This window comes from Shewanella sp. 11B5 (assembly GCF_002836795.1).
Taxonomy (GTDB): Bacteria; Pseudomonadota; Gammaproteobacteria; order Enterobacterales; family Shewanellaceae; genus Shewanella; species Shewanella frigidimarina.
The window spans coordinates 1-2837 of record NZ_PJAP01000964.1; the positions used below are offsets into that span (position 1 = coordinate 1).

Sequence of the window (2837 nt, forward strand, 5' to 3'; positions counted from 1 at the left end):
AGACTGGCAACAGAGCCATCACTGAACACGTATAACATTAACGGCATATTACGACGTGAGGCATATTCTAAACACGCGCCCATGCAGCGACCGGCTCGTAAATCTCTTAACTCACCGGTAGCGCGCTCGCCAGTGTGATAGTCAAAGCCCCCCATGGTGACCGTACCCGCACCAGAAAAGCCATTCACCACTAACTTCATGATTGACGCGGTTTTTTGGAACTCAGACTCTGAGTCAAATTCATTAATACCAAAAATACCTCCTGGGCCGACAATATCAGGGTCTAACAATGGATTTAATGTTGATGGATCGCCAAAACGGTCGGCAAGATCGGCACTTTTAACATAACCACAATTAACCAAATCTTTAATCACATCACCGCGGGTAACTTGCGTGTTCACCGCCGCCATTTTTTGCGCGCTAATACGTTGAATACTTTCCATTACAGCCACGGCATCACGTTGCGACAATAAATTGAATAAATCACCTACATCCACTAAACCCGTTACGTCTGAAGGTCGGTCAATTTTAGTGGGCCGTTTGCTTAAATCGATAAAGCTGGTGGGCGCCATTGAATTGCCGCCTGAATCTGAATTACGCGACCCCACTAGCGGCATTAACGAACCGTTCGCCCCTGCCGCCGCAATGGCATACATTGGATTGTGTGGATTATTGCCCGTGTCATTGTCTGAGCGATTTGGGATCACAGCACCGTTGATACGCGATGCGGTATCAGAAGACACTTTCTCTAAAATCCCGCGTAAAAATGCTGAGTCAGAGTGAAACGCCAGCCCTAAATCAGTATTAATAAAATCAGACATTCCCGCATTAGGGTTTGCAATAGACGGAGCCATATCACCTGGTAAACCCAGTTTGTTATAACCAGCCGTGGATAAGAAATCTTGCTGCCCGCCAGCGCCGCCAACCAACACATTAGAACCCGCAATATTGGCACCACCGGCTAAATCGAAACTAATAAACGGAATTTTGCCCGCCCCTTGTACGCTGATGCCACAAGAGTCTCTTAATGCTTCAAGATCGGGCGATAACGCCGCATGGGCATTGTTAGGGTTAGCAAACAGGCTAAATAGTGACAAACCAGCAACTGCAGCGCCGCCTTTGTACAAGCCTGTCGAAATAAAATCTCGCCTAGTCATCGGCTTACGGTGATCAGCAAACAACAATGGACTGTCTGGATGAAGGTGCTTAGGTCTAGTCATTGTTGAATCCTTTTTGTGCTTGTATTACGGCTATATCGGTTGCATAAGTTAATCGTGAAACAGTCAGTCCAACAACCATTTGCCTAAGCTGCTGCGCGGTTAATGGTATCAATCGTTTTATGTGTCGTTTCATACTGTCGCCTCCTATTGCACTAGCATCACGGCACTGGCCAATACGGCTGCGCAACTAGACTTAGCGATAGTACGGGTGCGCTCAGCAGTACAAGTGCCACTACAAACCGACAGACTGCTCACCAAGCTATCCAGCTCATTGTAAACTGAACTTTGGCTTGGCTGACTAGCTAACGATAACGGCATAAGTTGGTTAATTAATGGGTTCAATAAATTAGCGCGATTCGTCGAATTTAACGCCACACTAGGCACGGCAGTAAAGTCCACATCAGGGAACCAATTACCACGAAGAGTGTTGTCTTCAATCGCAGTGTCACAATAGGCAATGGCAAGCTGGGTAATGCCCATTTGCTGGGCTGAAATAAAGGTTTCAATATTTTCAAGACTCGGTAATTGGCGCTTAACTAATTGATAGGTGTTAAACACTTTAGTTGACTTCTGGTCAACGCCCGTGAGCATACTCATACTGTGATTGATTTCAGCAAAGTTACGCACGCCAACTTGGGCCGACTGAGTCGTTGCAGGCACCTCGGCTGGGGTAACAAATACCCCAGGTAACACCACATTGGTGTGTTCGCCCAATTGTTCAAAGGTTAAGAAAAACTCATCCAAATTAGCGCCTTTTTCAAGGGCGATAATGGTGCCCAGAGAAGATATTGAAAACGGCTCAGCAATTGCTTGGCTTGCCGATAAAGACAAGTCCAAATTAGCATAAGACTGACCTTGGGCACTTTCTTTACCGTTAATACCAATACGTAAGCCTTTAATATCAAAACTGTCGGCAACAGGCGTACCATCAATGTTCACAATAGCTGCATTGCTAAATAAATAGCTGTAGTTATCAAACTGACTGACTTCAAACATGACGTAGGTATTGGGAAGATCAATTAAATGACTTATCGAGAACAGTAAAAAGAATTTTTCACCCACTCCAACATTATAGTTTTGCTGTACTTGCTCAGGTGCGAGCACCCGATTATAAATAGCCAATAAGCGAATGTCGCCTTGCCATACATGCTGGTTTGACGCTTCTGTACCCAAAATTAGCGCAAAGCTGTCGTCCCAATTGGCCAGTGGCGCAATGTCTTCATCGGCCACATCAATCAATTGACCATTAACGTAAATACTGCGGCCAGCGGTGGCATTGTAGGTCATCACTACATGCTGCAATGTTGCCTGTAATACTTCATCGGCATCTGGCGTACTTAATGCCGGCTCACCATTAGTATTTGACGCTTCAGTACGAAGCATAACATCATAATTATATAGGGTTTGTCCTAAGATAAAGTTACGAGCATCATCACCTGCAGAATAGGTCACAATACGGGCAGGGCCTTCTTGAGTTACATTATTGGGAGTGACCCATGCTTCAACAGAAAGCTCACCAGTGGCAGTAATCAAATCATGCAGTTTTTTGCTGTTAGCGGTACTCGCTTGCGCTTTACCGTTAGTAAACGACAAGCCCCAACTGCCCCTGTCTTCTTA

Annotated in this window: 3 protein-coding genes; all 3 read right to left on the reverse strand. The window is 45.6% G+C overall.

Annotated elements, in window-relative coordinates; all coding sequences use genetic code 11:
• Positions 1-1220: general secretion pathway protein GspF (locus tag CXF78_RS18885; protein ID WP_102037618.1), on the reverse strand; the 1220-nt coding region annotated here is incomplete at its 3' end.
• Positions 1213-1353: a hypothetical protein gene (locus CXF78_RS21560; protein ID WP_180957218.1), complete on the reverse strand. Its 141-nt coding sequence runs from the start codon at positions 1351-1353 to the stop codon at positions 1213-1215. The genes CXF78_RS21560 and CXF78_RS18885, both read right to left, overlap by 8 nt.
• A gap of 11 nt (positions 1354-1364) precedes the next feature.
• Positions 1365-2813, reverse strand: coding sequence for a LamG domain-containing protein (locus CXF78_RS18890; RefSeq protein WP_257984953.1), 1449 nt, complete (start codon positions 2811-2813; stop codon positions 1365-1367).
• Positions 2814-2837: the final 24 nt, after the last annotated feature.

Bases quoted from the DNA above. Each gene is read 5' to 3' on its own strand.
- CXF78_RS21560 (WP_180957218.1), bottom strand. From the start codon at position 1,353: ATGAAACGACACATAAAACGATTGATACCATTAACCGCGCAGCAGCTT.